Origin of the sequence: Mesorhizobium sp. M0184 (assembly GCF_040322215.1) — a bacterium.
GTDB lineage: Bacteria > Pseudomonadota > Alphaproteobacteria > Rhizobiales > Rhizobiaceae > Mesorhizobium.
Map to the genome: position 1 here is coordinate 39,629 of NZ_JAMYSZ010000012.1, position 14,651 is coordinate 54,279.

Sequence of the window (14,651 nt, forward strand, 5' to 3'; positions counted from 1 at the left end):
CGTATGACAACGACAACGTCCCCGCCCCGCCTATTTTTGCAACGCACAAAGAGGCTATCGGTTCCGGACGATTGCAATGCCGCGCGTCATTTTCGATGCGCCGCATCGCGGCGGCATCAAGTGCGTACGATGAGCGGCACCATCCCCTCATACCGATCAGCGAGAAAGGCGACGACCCGGTCGCCGACACGCTGGAATGTGAGGTCGACCACTGTCGAGCCGACACCTAGATGCCGCAATGTCAGCGTGTCGATGCCGATCGGCAGCCTTGGGCGGGTGACCCGGATTTCGCTGTTCCAGCCGTCGATTTCGAGCCCAAGGCAGGCCTGCATCAGCATGAAGGCCGATCCCGCCGACCAGGCCTGCGGCAGGCACGCGACGGGATAGGCGATGGGCGCTTCGCCCGGCGACCGGGTAAAGCCGCAGAACAGTTCCGGCAGCCGCATGTTGAAATGGACAGCCGATTCGAACGTGCCGCTCATCAGCCTGACTACGCTCTCGCGCACTCCATAACGTGCCAGGCCGGCACCGCACATGGCGGTGTCGTGCGGCCAGATCGAACCATTGTGGTAGGACATCGGATTGAAGAATATCGCATCGTCGGCCAGCGTCCTCACTCCCCAACCAGAGTGGAACGACGCAGAGAGCAGCTGATCGGCGACCATCTGCGCCCGTTCCGGCTCGGGCAGCCCGACAAAGAGAAGATGGCCGGCATTCGACGTCCGTACCTTGCAGAGCTCGCCTGCACCATCGATCGCCAGTGCATAGAAATTGAGATCGTCCATCCAGAAATGGCGTTCCACCGCGGCGCGCATGGTTTCGGCGCGTTCCTCCCAATGATCGGCCTTGTCGTCCTCGCCGCGGCGGCGGGCGAGCGCCGCCAGCCCACGGAACGCGGCAAAGACGTAGCCTTGCACCTCGACCAGGGCGATCGGCCCCTTGGGCATGCGGCCATCGGCATGGAAGACGGAATCGAAACTGTCCTTCCAGCCCTGGTTGGCAAGGCCGGTCTCGGCGCCGCGCTGGTAGGTAACGAAGCCGGTCGCGCGGCTTGTCTCCTCCGTCCATTCGGCCGCTGCACAGAGCGATGGCCACAGGCTGTCGACGAACGCCATGTCGCCGGTACGATCCGCATAGGCGCAAGCGAGATGAATGTAGAGCGGCGTGGTATCGACGCCGCCGTAATAGCGGCCGAACGGGAGCTCCCGCAGTGCCGCCATCTCGCCCTTGCGGGTCTCGTGCATGATCTTGCCCGGCTGCGAATCGCTGAACGGCGACGTTTCGGTCGCCTGATGCTGGGCGAGAAAGGCGAGTACGCCGCGCGCCAGCCCAGGATTCAACCACAGCATCTGCAGTGCGGAAATCACCCCGTCACGGCCAAATGCCGTCGAGAACCAGGGTATGCCGGCATAGGGGTAAGGTCCGGTTGAAAGCTCGGTGGTCAGCAACGCCACGTCCGCGCGCGCGCGTTCGATCCAGTCGTTGAAGACGCGGCCGGAGCTGTGCACCGTCGCGCCGTGGCGGCGTTTGGCGCGCATGCCGAAGCGAGCGCGGGCGGCAGCAGCCCGAAAACGGTCGCGGTCGGGTGTCTCCGCCACTTCCGGGCCGACCTCGATATAGAGGACCTCGCTGCTGCGCTTCGTCACCGCAACCAGGAAATCCGCGCGGCTGGCGGTCAAATTGTCCGGCGCCTGCGAGAACGAGATCGCCGACAGGCGCACGAGCTGGTCCAGCCCGTCATATCGAAGCACCACGGATGTCGGACTGGTCTCGGCGGCGTGGGCTATTCCGCGCTTGAGCCGGGTCGAACCGCGCACCTCGAACATGTCGCGGAAATCTGCTGCGAAATGCAAGGAAACCCGAATGGCCGACGATTCCTGGCTGTAGTTGGAAAGGGTGATGCGCTCGAACAGCCGGTCCTGCCAAAGCAGCCTGACGCGTTCTATGTGGATCGCGCCCTGCGGAATGTCGCGACCACCGACACTCTGGATCGGCAGATTGGTCAGGTTCGAGGTGAAAAGCACATTGTCCTGGCTGAGCGAGGCGCCGAGCAACGACATTTGCCGGCCACCGACCGTCAGCCGGAATTCCGAAAGCACACGCGTGTCGTCTCGGAAAAAGCCATCGCCGGCGCCGCGGATGTCGCCATAGGCGTCGGCCACCGCGAAGCAGTCGGCTTGCTTGAGGGCGAACAGCCGGTGCGGCTCCCGGGGCGCAACCTCGTCGAGGGAGGCAAGGGCTACGGCGGGATCAAGCTTACGCTCGTCGAGTTGATTCATACGTCACAAGCTCTGTCGTTTCGTTCCAACGTCCACAATGACGCCGATCAGGACGCTCTCGCTTCACCGGGAGCGTCGATCACGCGCGTATACGCAGCCACATAGTCGTGGGCCATTCTCGTGGCAGAAAAACGGTTTTCGAACACGGCTCTCACCTGTCGCCTGTCGAGGCGCAGCAATTCCGGTATCGAGGTGACTGCGGCATCGACCGTATCGACAAGGAAACCGGTCACGCCGTGGTCGATGATCTCCGGCAGGGCACCGCATTTCCAGGCGATTACCGGCGTGCCACAGGCCATAGCCTCTATCGCGGCAAGACCGAACGGCTCCGGCCAATCGATCGGAAACAGCAGGCCGGCCGCCTTGCCGAGGAATTCCGCTTTTCTGTCCTCTTCGATCTCGCCGATATAGTCGACACGGTCGCCGTCGATCAGCGGCTCGACCGTGTCGTGGAAAAAAGGGCGGTCGTCGTCGCCGATCTTTGCTGCAAGCTTCAGTTTCAGCCCGGAGCGCAAGGCGATCTCAATGGCACGCTCCGGGCGCTTGTCGCGCGACAGCCGGCCGAGAAAGGCCAGATACGGCTCGTCCACCTCCGTCTCGAAAGTCGGCTTGTACATGTTGATCGGTAGCCCGTGATGGATGGTCGCCAGCCAATTGGCCCTGGGTAGCCCGGTTCTCTGGCTGCGCGAAATCGAGATCATCGGAAAGCGCGGAAAATGTTCGTAGGCCGGGGCCAGGTCGACATAGTCGAGCCTGCCATGCGGTGTCGTCACCGTCCGGTCGGGCATGTGTTCGAAGAAAGGAAAATGCAGGAAGTGGCTGAGATGGAAATGGATGATGTCGAACTGTTGCGCACGGCTCCTCACCTCGGCGAGCATCGAGAGATGCGCCGCGGTTTCGGATTTGTGCGGGCGCGGATCGAGACGGAGCGCACGCTCGCGACACGCCACCAATTTCGCCGACGTCTTGGTATCGCCGCTGGCGAACAGGGTCACGTCATGGCCAAGCTCGACCAATCCTTCGGTCAGATAGGAGACGATGCGCTCCGTCCCTCCATAGAACCGGGGTGGCACGGATTCATGGAGCGGCGCCACATGGGCTATTCTCATGTTTTGGCATTTCCCTCAAAAAGACTGCTCGTGGCATCGAAATGCATCAGCCGCGCTAACGTTCCCGCACAATGGCAAGATGTCACCCAATTGGGGCAAGATGTCACCCAATTGGAGCTGCCGGGCGCGTCCACCGCTGCTCGTCTCGTGCAGCCAACATTTTTCAGGCCAAGCCCTCTTTTGCCGGGAACCAAAGTCGGGTTCGCGAGTTTAGTGGGGTTCGATCGCACGCATCCGGTCGACGGGGAGGAAATGATGGACCGCTTGCAATTCTTTTCGCCCGTGCGGGTTTTGCGCGGACAGGGACAGCCCGTGGAGGAGATCGACAGCGTTGCCGAAGCAATGGCATTCTTGCGAAAATGGCCGGCGGGGCGGCGCGGGCCGGTTTACCAGTGCGCCGTGAATTGCTGCGCTGCGGCCATGGCCGGCCGGATGTCGGCCGAGGAAGCGAGAAAGGCTTTTGCCGGCTTCGCCCGGATCACCCGCCTGCTCGAGGGCGATCGGCCGTTGCCGATGAGCGGCGAGGATCGGCATCGCGATCACGCCTTGAGGCGATAGCGCCGACTGCCGCAGATGGTCCGAGCAAGGGTGGCATTCAGCCGGAGCGCCCGATCGGCGACCGACGAGCAGCGCCGGCAAGGTGTCGTAGAGCGCTGCCCAGTAGGGGGCGTAAAACTCACGCCGGTATTCCGGCACTATCCAGTAGACTGCGGCAATGGTCGTGAGCGTAACGATGAAGCCGATGAGCTTGCGCACGACACGCTCGACTTCAAGCGCTCGCATCGGCTTCGCCTGCAATCCCGTTGAACGCCTTCGAAACGTCTGGAAATAGGCCGTGTCGACCGCGATCATTGCTGCAGTAGTAGCTGCAATGACAGTCATGGCCTGCAAATGCACAGGCCAGCTTCTGTCGGCGAGCATCGCGACGGTGAGCGCAAGACCAAGCAATCCTGCAAGGTCGGTGAGGGGCGCGGTCGCCGATTTCGGTCGGAGCGTCATACTACTACTCCCGTTGTCGTGAGGATCGATCGTCGTTGCCGGCCGCGTGGTCGCCGCCACGGTTCAACTCGAGTGGCGCCGCCACCGGAGCCGCTTGAGCAGCCGCTACACTCCGCCGCTGCCGTTAGACCCGCCGCTGCTTGTTCCGTCGTTGCCGCCACTGGATCCGCTGCTGCCGCTCGAACCGCTGCTGCCGCTCGAACTGGTGGTGCCGCTTGAGCTGCTGGCGCCGCTCGATCCGCTGCTGCTGCTTGAGCCGCCGATGGGCCCCTTGTTGACATTGTGCGGGGAGGGATGGTTGTTAGCGCCCTCGCTTACATTTTCGCATGTGCATTTGCGCTGATATTTGGCGCCGAAGGCACTGCCTTCATTGCTCGCCTTCTGGCAGACCAACCTATGGCAAATCAAAGTCGCTTCGGTTGTCTCGGGGGTAAGCCCGGTGATGACTATTGCGGTTGTCGTGGCCGCCATGGCCATGATCGAGAACCGGAGTAAATTCCGAAAATTTTGCATAGATACCTCGCTTTCTGACGCCTCGCTTCTCGGGCCCGCGCCCAAGCTTCCTGATTGTCGAGTGGGTGTTTGCAACAAGGCCGCACACGGATCGCTTACGCCTCAGCGATCGGGGCTCAGGGGCGGCATAAAAAGTTGGACGAAGCGCAGACAATGGTGCCGCGTTGCGGTATTTCGACCGGAAAAGGCCAAAGATGCACTTTTGGGGGAATGGATAATGTCGAAACGGCTTAGACTGGTGCTGGGAACGGTCGGCGCAATTGCCGTCGCCATTGTCTGGGGGATCGTCGCCACGTCGATGGGTGTGCCATCGATTCTGATCACTGTAGGAGCGGTCGCGATCGGCGCGGGCATCTACAGCTATGTCGATCGAAGCCGAAGCTGATCCGGTTATCAGGCTACGGGCATAGCGCAAAAATCCCACGGTCGCAGACTGTCTGCGGCAATGCTCAGTGTACGAAAATTACCAACGACAGCGTTCTGTGGAACGAGTGGCCTCCCGAAGCTATTGTGGTGGCGGTCCGAGACACCCCCGCCTCGGGTCATTGGCTCACCCAGCCGAGTGGTCCGCTGCTACCCGATGGCAGCGGACCTTCATCCGGAGGACAGACCCGGAAGACCGCCATTGTGCCGAATCGAGGGAGAACGATGGTCGTTGACGAGATTGCCGCGCGGCGCCTGAAAATTCTGCTCGAGCAATACATGGAGACCAGGAAGAGGCGCCACGATGCGGTTTCCACCGCAGCGGCTGAGGTCGCGATCAGGGCTGTCATGCCGAATTGCCCGGTCTCCGGAAAAGCCCTGGACGACATGATTGCGGCATGTGCGTTCGAACACGGGCTGGGGGTGCTGTTCGATCGACCTGACGCATGAAGGCCTAAACGCCATGAATCCCAACGCCAAAATCGCACGGTGCTGTCGTGCACAAATCCGACGCTGTTCCTGAGGCGCTCGCGACTAAAGCGCATCGCGTCGATCGGCCTCATGCGACGCGCTTTAAGTGCTTGTTTTTGTGCATGTCGTTGTCGCAAAACCGCTGCACACTTTTGCGCGAAATGCATTAGAGAAACCGACCGACCGGAGCAGCCATGCCGAGATATTTTTTCCATTTCCGAAACAATGAGGGCCGCTTGACGGAAGATTTCGAGGGTCAGGAGTTGGACGGTTTGTCCGCGGCTCAGGATAACGCAATGGCTTCGGCCAAGGAAATCCTGGCCGAGGGCCTGCTCAGCGGCAGCCCGGTCCTGACAGGTCTTTCCTTCGAAGTCTGCGACGAGAACCGGAAGCTGCTTTTCCGATTTCCATTCTCGGAAGCTGCCGAAAAGGCCGGCGCTCGACCGTGATTGGCCAAAAGCCCCGCGATGCGGGCGAGCTTTGATCGAGCCTGGCTGAAAAACCGCATGTCGCGGCAAGACGGTCGTTGGTGCAAATCAGCACCATAGCCAAATTAGTAGCATAGCTGCCGGCACAAAGCAAGAACAAATATGGCTTGCCTTGCCGACGGGGCATTACTTATGTCCCTGCGTGTGCCGGCCCGCTCTCCCGCGCGTTTCAGGAACTCGAGGGCAGGCCCGGGTAGGGGCGCCAAGCGACGTCGCCATTTCCAACCAATATGTCGATTTGTCGGGCCGGGTGTTCGTCAACTTACCGAAACGTCTTCGCAGGATGCTGTGATCAGGAGTTCCTTTCTCCCGCGGTTGCGTTTACAGGACGCTCAGGACGGTGTCGTTTGCGCGCCAGCAACTGGACCGAGTTGGGCCGGGCGCACAGTCCCCTCCGTCAAGGAAACCAGTCCGGCGCCGTTTTTGGAGAACAATGATTTGTGGTGGTCAAATAAGCAAAAGAGATTCAAGGGAACGTGGGACGACCGACTGGACGGCCTATTCTCAGCAGAGGTCGACTACGCCGGGAAATCCATTCTCGATGTTGGCTGCAACATGGGTGTTGTCGCCTATGAGATATCCAAGCTAGGACCGAGTTCGATCCATGGGATCGACATTCTCAAGCCGCATATCGAGACGGCCAGGATGATCTTTCTGGGTTGTCCGGTCCAAAGCCGGTTCGATTGTCTCGATCTTGGCAGCCGGAAGCTGCAAAATGTTCTCCAACCGCAGTACGACATCGTCATGCTGCTGGCGGTCTACCATCACATGCAGTGGAGCCTCGGCGCGGACAAGGCGCGACGCGTGCTGTGCGAAATCGCCGGGCGTGCTCAAACGATCGTTGCCCGCGTCCCTCCTGGCAAGGATAAGGAGATGATCGCGGTGCTTTCGGATGTGGGCTTTTCAATCAAAAGCAATCACACATCGCCTCTTGGAAGCCATCTCATGGTCCTCGCGAAACACTGACCAGGCATAGCGCGGCCGACGACGAATGGCGCAAGAGCCGCGTGGCTGGGGTCCGCTATGCTCGCATGCGAGGAACCGACGGTCATAAGCCGATGACATGCAAGGATCCGGTTCGGCATTGACTGCGGTCGGGAACGAAGCCACAGACAGGGGATCGAAACCGTCTCGCGCTTCAAGATAACGCGAAGACCGGACGGGATCGCAACGGGCGGCGACGAGATGATTACAAAGAAACGAGTGTCAACGGCCCCGGCATATCCGCTGATCAAGCGTCTGATTGGCGAAAATCTGCCGCCGCACAAGATGCTGTATGTGACAGGTTTGCTGTGCTCGATCGCCGCTGCTGCGGCGACCGGCGCGGCGGCCTGGATCATGAAAGTCATGATCAACACCATCTATGTCGAGCGAGACGCTGCCGCTGTATCGGGTATCAGCGCCGTCATCATCGGCATTTTCCTGGTCAAGGGCATAGCTGCCTACTGCCAGACCATCACGACGGGAAAGATTCGCCGGGCTATCGTTTCGGACCTGCAAAACCGGCAATTTTCCCGAATGGTGTATTTCGACATCAGCCGTTTCGCGAACCAGCATCCAGCAAAATTCATCTCCAAAATCATGTTCAACGCGCGCGCCGGGGCGACCGTTATTCTCACCCTCACGAGCAGCGCCGTCTCTGATCTGCTGACCCTGATTGCCTTGGCCAGCGTCATGGTCAAGCAGGACCCGGTGATGTCGCTGATATCCGTGGCGGTTCTGCCGATGCTGTTCCTGTCAGTCGGCGCGATAACCAGGAAGCTCAAGGCGCTGGCGAGGGGCGAGACGGAATTGGCCGCACAAGTCCAGTCGATCGGCACGGAAGCCGTCGAAGGCATCCGCACCATCAAGTCCTTCCAGCTCGAGGACAAGGCCGTCGCCAGCTTTGCAAAGGCCGTCCGCAAGATGGAAAGACGTGGCATCCAGATCAACCGGACGTCAGCATTGATGAGCCCATTGATGGAGACCGGCGGCGGCGTGATCATCGGGCTTTTCGTTATGTACGCCAGCTGGCAGACCCTCGGCAACGGCAAGACGCCCGGCGAATTCATGGCCTTCATTACCGCGTTCCTGCTTGCCTATGAGCCTGCCAAGCGGTTGGCCCGGGTCAATGTCGACATCCAGAAGCAAATGGTCGCCGTCGAGCAGATGTATGATTTGATCGACACGCCCGAGCAGCGGCGACTCGCGATCGCGGGCGAGCGTCTGACCGACGTCGATGGTGGTATCCGCTTTGAAGATGTGGCCTTTTCCTATGACGGCAACAGCCCCGCGCTCGAGGGTGTTTCCTTCGACGTGCGACCTCGTGAGAAGCTGGCGATCGTCGGCCGCTCCGGCGCCGGCAAGACCACCATCGTCAATCTGATCCTGCGCCTGATGGAGCCGGACAAGGGCAGGATCCTGATCGACGGAAAGGACATTTCGAAGATCAGCCTGGCCGACGTTCGCGATAACATCGCACTGGTATCCCAGGACGTCTTCCTGTTCGAAGGCTCGATCCGCGACAACATTCGCGACGGCCGCCCGAATGCCACGGATCAGGAAATCGAGTCCGCTGCGAACCTCGCCCGGGTCACCAGCTTTGCTTCGGCGCTCGAAAACGGGCTCGACACGCTTGTCGGGCCAAGCGGCACCAACCTGTCCGGCGGCCAGAAACAACGCGTTGCCATCGCGCGCGCCCTGCTCAAGAATGCTGCGGTAATCGTCTATGACGAAGCGACATCCGCGCTTGACGGTGAAAACGAACGGGCGGTTATGGAGGCAGCCTTCGACAACACATTTCAGCGCACGGTGATCTGCATTGCGCACAGGCTGTCTACAATCAAGGCGGCCGATCGTATTCTCGTGTTTGACGCCGGACAGCTTGTCGATGCTGGAACGCATGACCAGCTTGCCAAGCACAGCGAGATATATCGTTCGATATTCCACCTGGAGACGCCCGATCCGATGGTCGAAAGCGGCAAAAAGCTGCGGCAGAGCGTATTGCGCTGAAGGCCGATGACCAGCTTTTATCACGGTTCCTATGTCCGGTATGTGATTGGTGGACTGGGCCTTCAGGTGCGCCGGTACAAAAAGGCGGTGCGCAGGTTGTTTTTCAGTCCCAAGCAGCCTCGTTCCATTCTTGAGCTGCAGGCCAAGGTTGAGGCCCTGATCGTGCGCAGGGACTGGAAAGGCCTTGAAGCCGGTACCAATGAGATGGCTGTCACGGCCGATCATAATCGCGACCCGGAGCTGATGCAGAAGGCGGGCCAGGCGTTCGAACGCCTTGGCAACTTTGCGCGGGCAGCTGAGCTTCGGCTTTCCGCTCGCCGGCTGCGGAAACGGAAAAGCGCCAACGAGTGGACCGGCGAGAATCTCGGATCGGATACACTGCTGATCGATCTTGTGGAGGATGACCCGCGCAGCCTTGGCCGGGTTATCCGCCACGCGCGACTGGCCGGCGCTGCCGCTGCCTATGCCCAAAGTGCAACAATTCGGGTCGAGCCGCGCCTGGTATCAATTCTGCAGCGAACGTTCCCGAAGGCGACCGTGGTCCCGGCGCAGCAGGATGTGGTCGGCAACAAACGTGCGACTTTCGAAGATCTCGCCTGGGTGTTCGGACGCGATGCCGAAAAACTTGCTGCCGACTTCGTGCCGCTGCGGGCAGATCCTGAACTCGTCGAGACATTCCGCAAGCGCTATCGCTCGATGACGTATCTGCCGCTGGCAGGTCTCTCCTGGGGCAGCAAATCCCACACCAAGGACGTGCCTGATTTTTCTGAATGGGCACGGTTCATCGCCCAGACACAAGCGACATTCGTTTCGCTCCAGTACGGACAGATCAAGCCGGCGTTGCGGCGCCTTCGCAACGGCAACGACGCGCGTCTGATCTTTGACGACAGCGTCGACCAGATGGTCGACATGGACCGTTTCGCCGCACAGCTCGCTGCACTCGATGCTGTCGTGACGATCAGCAATACGGCGGCCCATCTTGCCGGAGCCCTTGGCGTGCCGACTGTTTTCCTCATCGACGATAATTTTCAGACGGCATGGCCAGTGACCGGCGACCGGACACCCTGGTATCCGAAGGGCATTGTCATTCGCAAGGAGGGGCGCCCTTGGTCGCTGGTGCTCGACGAGGCCGGCCGGCGGCTCTCGTCGATCCTGACGACGCTTTCCGACGCTCCCCGGGGACGATAGAACATCGCCGTGCAGAACAGACGAACCATCCTTCAGAAGGCAAAAACCGCCGATCTGCGCCCGCAGGGCGCCGTCGGCAAGCGGCTGCAGAAGGTTCTCGAGCGGGCAAAGGAACTCCTTAGACGTCCTTCGCGCCACGCCGACGAAAGCGCCGAACGGCATATGAGGCTGATGGAGGAAAGCGTGCAGCGTGGCGATTGGCAAACTGCTCGCGACCATGCACTGGCGCTTGGCGTGCTTGGTGAGCAGCTTGGCGATCTCGGCCTGATCAAGAAAGCGGGGCGTGGACTGAGGCGTCTCGACGGAGGAAATCGCATCTGGCAGTTGATGGCGGCGAGCAAGCAGCTGCGCGGCAGGCCCGATTGGGATGGCAGTGATCTTGCGGGTCGCACGCTTCTCGTCGATCGTCGCGAAGGCGACCTGGCGATCTTTTTCCAGTTCGCGTCTTTGCTTGGTCCAGCAGCTGCGGCTGCCGGTCGATGCATCGTCTTCGTCGAGCCGCGACTGGCACCGCTTTATCGCAGAACATATCCTGCGCTCGATGTCAGGATTGAAGGGGAAGAGGACATGGCGGCGGTGGACGCCGATGTCGTTGCCGGTTTCGAGACGCTCGCAAAGCATTTCTGGCCGGACGACCCGGCGGCACGCGCGCCCTTCGTTCCGCTGGAGCCGGACCGCCGACTGGTTGCCGAGCTGCGCGGCACCTATCTCGATGGCGACCCAGGTCCCCTGATCGGATTTGCTTGGGGAAGCCTCAACAAGAGCAAGGATCTGCCGGCCCTGGACGATTGGCGGACGCTGTTCAGCAGTCTGCCGGGGCGCCTCGTCAGCTTGCAATATGGCGATGTCGGGCCGGCCCTCTCCGAGTTCGAGCGCCACGCGCCGGGGCGCATCATCCATGACGCTTCCGTCGATCAGTTGACGGACATGGACCGCTTTGCCGCCCAAATTGCGGCGCTCGACGCGGTGGTGACGATCAGCAATACCGGCGCCAACCTGGCCGGAGCGCTCGGCGTGCCGACGATTGTCATGCTCGACGACGGGTTTCGACTGTCCTGGCCTGCCTTCGGCGAGACCGTCGCCGCATATCCGAGCGTTCGACTGGCCCGAAAAGGCGGCCGAGCCTGGGCGTCGGCAGTGCAGGAAGCAGGCGGACGGGTCATGCAAATCATCAGCGGAGCTGGCGATGGAAGGTAGCCTACTTCTCGGCCGGTTGCGCCGCGCTGTCGCGCTTGCAGGCTACAAATACAAGGTCTGGTTCCGACGTCACCGCCGGCAGCTCTTCCTTCGCTGGCGCGACGGCGACATTGCCGATCAGATGGCGGATTATCGGCGAAGCGTCGAGTCCCGCGATTGGCCGGCGGCACTGCCGAAAGCCCTGGCTCTTGGATCCATTGCGAAGTCGAGGGGCGAGGTCCACCTGATCGACGAGCTCAGCAAGGCGCTGATGCGGATGGGCGCTTATGGCGCAGCCGCCGAACTCAGGATCGCCCGACGCCACATCGTCAACGGCCGCGTCGATGGCGAGTGGCTGGGCCAGGATATTTCTGGCCAGACACTGCTGATTGATCTGATGGAAACCGAAAAGCAGGGTCTGGCCACCGCGATCCATCATGCGAGTTCCGTCGGCTGTGCCCTGGCGCGCGCCGCCCGCTCGATCGTGCTGGTCGAGCGCCGCCTGGTACCGCTCTTTCAGCGCACTTTTCCGACCGCCGATGTGCGGCCGGTCGGCGCTGGCGGCAAGGCCGCCTATGCCGAGGCGCAGGCCTTCGCCGGCGTCCAGCATCTGACTGCCGTTTTCGAAACCGACGAGGCGACGATCCGCGAGCATTTCGTGCCCCTTAAGCCGGATCCGGCCCGGGTCGCTGAACTTCGCGCCCGCTACCGGAAGGAAGGACGGCCGTTGGTCGGTATCGCATGGGGCAGCTCCAATCCCGGCAAAGACCTACCGCCGCTTGCCGCCTGGCGAAACCTGATCGGCCGACCGGACCTCCGGTTCGTCTCGCTGCAGTACGGCCAGATCGAGACCGATCTGAAGATCCTGACCGACGGTGAGCCGGAGCGCATTCTTCATGACAGATCGGTCGATCAGCTCGTCGACATGGATCTTTTCGCCGCGCAGGTTGCCGCGATGGACGCCGTGGTGACCATCAGCAATACCGGAGCGCATCTGGCCGGCGCGCTCGGCATCCCCTCGGTTTTCATTCTGGGCGACGGCTTCAAGCGCTCCTGGCCGGTCGAGGGCGACCGCACGCCCTACTATCCATCGGCCGTGCTGGTCTCGAAACGGGAACGCCCCTGGTCCGTGGTGATGGGCGAGGCCGAGGCCATCCTGGCGCCATGGATCACAAAAGTAAGTGGCTAATGCATGTCGTCCGAAAGCGCGTCACTGAATACGCTTCGACGCGATGCGCATTAAGGATTCGGCCGCCGGATCGCGGAACGGAGCGCCCGCGTCGAACAGTCGTCGCAACAGGCCAAAAAACATAAGGCATTCCGAACCGGGATATAGTAAAGGCCAATTCGCCCCGCAGAGGATCGCAATTCTTGCCGGCATTTCTGCCTTGTGTTCGAATCAGCCGTAGGCTTAGGCGCCCAGTAATGGGGTTGGTCTGGCCGGCAGCGGTTCGGGCGCCAGCTCTGATAATCTAAAGGAGGTCTCTCCATGTCCTTTCTAAACATGTCCTTTCTAAAATTTTTCCAGGCCAAAGCGCCGCCTCTTCCTCTTATCGTATCCTTTCCAAAATCGGGGCGCACGTGGCTACGTGTCATGCTGGACGATCTCGGAGTTGAAGTTCAATACATTCACGACGGAACCGACCACAAGTTACTTCGACCGATATCGGGCCTAAAGGAGAATAAATCTCGATACAAGAAGAGAAGAACAATAATGCTTGTTCGCGATCCAAGAGATACGGTGGTCTCAGGGTACTTTCAGGTTCAGAAGCGCCACATGCTTCCAGCGGGATCGTTCAGCGATTTTATCAGAAGCGACAATCATGGGATTGAAAAGATCATCAGATTTAATCTGCATTGGTTCGCGGCCATGCCCCGGATGCGCGAAATCCGGTATCTTCAATATGAAGATATGCATCGGGATACGGCTGGTGTCCTTCGCGCGATCCTTGGATTCCTGAACCAGCAGGCTGACGATCGGACGCTTGTCGAGGTGGCGAACAACCGAACGTTCGACAAGATGAAAGTGAGTGAATCGACCGGTGATCTGTCCGATCGATACGGCAAGATATTACAGCCGCGCGATGCGAATGATCCCGAAAGCTTCAAGGTGCGCAAGGGCAAGATAGGCGGTTACGGCGAATATCTTTCCGAGGACGACGTGGCCTATTGTGGCGAGCAGTTGGCTAAGTTCGAATATTGGGAGAAGCTGGACAAGGTTTTTAGCACGAACGGCTTGTGCTACGCTCGCGTCGATAACCGCGCCCGGGTCGCCTTGGGTTAGGGAGCATTGCCGACATGGTGATGCGGACCGGATTCATTTGCGGCTGCGGCCATAGCGGGACGACGTTGATTGCGACGATCCTTGCGTCGCATCCCGACGTCTACCTGCCGCTCCAGGAAACCAACATTTTCTTCAAGTGGACGCCACTGGCGATGTTCCGCTTCTGGAAACTGAAGCGGGCGGCGCTCGATGCTGGAAAGAACGTGCTGCTTGAAAAGACACCGCGGCATATCCGCCGTGTCGCCCGCATTCGCCGGCTCGTGCCCGGCGCGCGTTTCGTCATGCCGGTGCGAGATGGGCGCGACGTCGTAGCGTCCCTGATCAAACGACTTGGCGACCCAACGGAGGCTCTCGACCGCTGGATCAACGACAACGCGCTGGTTCTTGCGGAACGGGGAAAGCCGGATGTGCTGATCTATCGCTATGAGGACCTGGTCGAGAATCCGGCCAAAGTCGTCGAGCAGATATGCGGCTTTCTCGACGTAACCTTCAGCCCGGATCTCCTCGACTATCACAAGAACCCGCAGCAGTGGTTCAAGCCGACCGACGCCAGCGGCGAGACGCCACATGCGGTGCTCCGGAACCAACAGGTCAATCAGCCGATCTATGACGGGAGCGGAAGATGGCGCTCCGAACTTGGAAACGCCGAGCTACAGGACCTGGTACAAGGACGAGGTGCCCAGCTTATGAAAGCATTCGGTTATGCATGATGTCGGTTCGGCATCTGCTT

14 protein-coding genes are annotated in these 14,651 nt (G+C 60.6%); 12 read left to right on the forward strand and 2 right to left on the reverse strand.

What is annotated here, in order from left to right:
• Positions 1 to 116: 116 nt before the first annotated feature.
• A complete protein-coding gene (locus tag NKJ23_RS16590) occupies positions 117 to 2,279 on the reverse strand; it encodes an amylo-alpha-1,6-glucosidase (RefSeq protein ID WP_352646123.1) in 2,163 nt (720 codons plus the stop codon).
• Between the two features lie 47 nt (positions 2,280 to 2,326).
• Positions 2,327 to 3,388 carry a glycosyltransferase family 4 protein gene (locus tag NKJ23_RS16595; protein WP_352681172.1) on the reverse strand — a complete coding sequence of 354 codons (1,062 nt, stop codon included), beginning with the start codon at positions 3,386 to 3,388 and terminating at the stop codon, positions 2,327 to 2,329.
• A 255-nt stretch (positions 3,389 to 3,643) separates the two neighbouring features.
• Here NKJ23_RS16595 and NKJ23_RS16600 point away from each other — a divergent pair, with 255 nt between their 5' ends.
• The 12 genes from NKJ23_RS16600 (at position 3,644) to NKJ23_RS16655 (ending at position 14,631) form a co-directional block, all read left to right on the forward strand.
• Positions 3,644 to 3,946, forward strand: a complete 303-nt coding sequence (locus NKJ23_RS16600) for a DUF982 domain-containing protein (RefSeq protein WP_084640966.1) — start codon at positions 3,644 to 3,646, stop codon at positions 3,944 to 3,946.
• A gap of 535 nt (positions 3,947 to 4,481) precedes the next feature.
• Positions 4,482 to 4,730, forward strand: a complete 249-nt coding sequence (locus NKJ23_RS16605) for a hypothetical protein (protein ID WP_352681174.1) — start codon at positions 4,482 to 4,484, stop codon at positions 4,728 to 4,730.
• Positions 4,731 to 4,757: 27 nt separating this feature from the next.
• Positions 4,758 to 5,285: a hypothetical protein gene (locus tag NKJ23_RS16610; RefSeq protein WP_352681175.1), complete on the forward strand. Its 528-nt coding sequence runs from the start codon at positions 4,758 to 4,760 to the stop codon at positions 5,283 to 5,285.
• 263 nt (positions 5,286 to 5,548) lie between these two features.
• The gene (locus NKJ23_RS16615; RefSeq protein ID WP_352681177.1) at positions 5,549 to 5,773 is read left to right on the forward strand and encodes a hypothetical protein; all 225 of its coding nucleotides are present in this window, start codon (positions 5,549 to 5,551) and stop codon (positions 5,771 to 5,773) included.
• 215 nt (positions 5,774 to 5,988) lie between these two features.
• Complete coding sequence (locus tag NKJ23_RS34670) at positions 5,989 to 6,243, forward strand: DUF6894 family protein (protein ID WP_502902541.1); 255 nt, start codon at positions 5,989 to 5,991, stop codon at positions 6,241 to 6,243.
• A gap of 462 nt (positions 6,244 to 6,705) precedes the next feature.
• Complete coding sequence (locus NKJ23_RS16625) at positions 6,706 to 7,248, forward strand: class I SAM-dependent methyltransferase (protein WP_352681179.1); 543 nt, start codon at positions 6,706 to 6,708, stop codon at positions 7,246 to 7,248.
• Between the two features lie 237 nt (positions 7,249 to 7,485).
• A complete protein-coding gene (locus NKJ23_RS16630; RefSeq protein ID WP_198023529.1) occupies positions 7,486 to 9,273 on the forward strand; it encodes an ABC transporter ATP-binding protein in 1,788 nt (595 codons plus the stop codon).
• A gap of 6 nt (positions 9,274 to 9,279) precedes the next feature.
• Positions 9,280 to 10,461 (forward strand): glycosyltransferase family 9 protein, encoded by a 1,182-nt coding sequence (locus NKJ23_RS16635; RefSeq protein WP_352681181.1) that lies wholly within the window; start codon positions 9,280 to 9,282, stop codon positions 10,459 to 10,461.
• A gap of 9 nt (positions 10,462 to 10,470) precedes the next feature.
• Positions 10,471 to 11,658, forward strand: coding sequence for a glycosyltransferase family 9 protein (locus tag NKJ23_RS16640; RefSeq protein ID WP_352681183.1), 1,188 nt, complete (start codon positions 10,471 to 10,473; stop codon positions 11,656 to 11,658).
• On the forward strand, positions 11,648 to 12,826 hold the full coding sequence (locus tag NKJ23_RS16645) for a glycosyltransferase family 9 protein (protein ID WP_352681185.1): 1,179 nt from the start codon (positions 11,648 to 11,650) through the stop codon (positions 12,824 to 12,826). The genes NKJ23_RS16640 and NKJ23_RS16645 overlap by 11 nt, the downstream gene beginning before the upstream one ends.
• Before the next feature lie 300 nt (positions 12,827 to 13,126).
• Positions 13,127 to 13,921, forward strand: coding sequence for a sulfotransferase domain-containing protein (locus tag NKJ23_RS16650; RefSeq protein ID WP_352681187.1), 795 nt, complete (start codon positions 13,127 to 13,129; stop codon positions 13,919 to 13,921).
• A gap of 14 nt (positions 13,922 to 13,935) precedes the next feature.
• Positions 13,936 to 14,631, forward strand: coding sequence for a sulfotransferase family protein (locus tag NKJ23_RS16655; RefSeq protein ID WP_352502415.1), 696 nt, complete (start codon positions 13,936 to 13,938; stop codon positions 14,629 to 14,631).
• The last annotated feature ends 20 nt before the right edge of the window (positions 14,632 to 14,651 follow it).

Excerpts from the sequence above, each read along its gene's own strand:
- NKJ23_RS16590 (WP_352646123.1), bottom strand. The coding sequence starts at position 2,279 with ATGAATCAACTCGACGAGCGTAAGCTTGATCCCGCCGTAGCCCTTGCC.
- NKJ23_RS16595 (WP_352681172.1), bottom strand. The coding sequence starts at position 3,388 with ATGAGAATAGCCCATGTGGCGCCGCTCCATGAATCCGTGCCACCCCGG.
- NKJ23_RS16600 (WP_084640966.1), top strand. The coding sequence starts at position 3,644 with ATGGACCGCTTGCAATTCTTTTCGCCCGTGCGGGTTTTGCGCGGACAG.
- NKJ23_RS16615 (WP_352681177.1), top strand. The coding sequence starts at position 5,549 with ATGGTCGTTGACGAGATTGCCGCGCGGCGCCTGAAAATTCTGCTCGAG.
- NKJ23_RS34670 (WP_502902541.1), top strand. The coding sequence starts at position 5,989 with ATGCCGAGATATTTTTTCCATTTCCGAAACAATGAGGGCCGCTTGACG.
- NKJ23_RS16635 (WP_352681181.1), top strand. The coding sequence starts at position 9,280 with ATGACCAGCTTTTATCACGGTTCCTATGTCCGGTATGTGATTGGTGGA.
- NKJ23_RS16645 (WP_352681185.1), top strand. The coding sequence starts at position 11,648 with ATGGAAGGTAGCCTACTTCTCGGCCGGTTGCGCCGCGCTGTCGCGCTT.
- NKJ23_RS16650 (WP_352681187.1), top strand. The coding sequence starts at position 13,127 with ATGTCCTTTCTAAACATGTCCTTTCTAAAATTTTTCCAGGCCAAAGCG.
- NKJ23_RS16655 (WP_352502415.1), top strand. The coding sequence starts at position 13,936 with ATGGTGATGCGGACCGGATTCATTTGCGGCTGCGGCCATAGCGGGACG.